1 protein-coding gene is annotated in these 422 nt (G+C 46.4%); it reads right to left on the reverse strand.

Annotated elements, in window-relative coordinates:
- The coding region (locus tag HC176_RS16820) for a neutral zinc metallopeptidase (RefSeq protein ID WP_209309771.1) at positions 1 to 422 on the reverse strand (422 nt) is incomplete at both ends.

Raw genomic sequence — 422 nt, forward strand, 5'->3', positions numbered from 1 at the left:
GGGCGACAGACAGTTCATTGGAATCTTCCTGATCAAGATTTTGTTGTAACTGCCTTACTTTTCCCGAAGTTCCTAATACCGTTTGCACATGATGCCCTACCTCGTGAGCTATTACGTATGCAATAGCAAAATCACCTTCCTTTGCACCAAACCTTGTGTGGAGTTCCTCAAAGAATTTCAGGTCCATATAAACCTTATTGTCTGCGGGACAATAAAATGGTCCGGCGGCCGAGGATGCTCCCCCACAAGCCGTATTTACAGCATTACTGAACAGCACCATTCCCGGTTCGGGATAATCTGACCCTCCCTGCTGAAAAAGCTGATTCCAAACGTCCTCGGTGTCGGCTAACACAATGGCAGAATAATCTCCCAATTCAATTTCTTCAGCAGTTAATTCTCTTTCCTCCCCTGCAGGGACCTGT

The organism is Tamlana crocina (assembly GCF_012037625.1).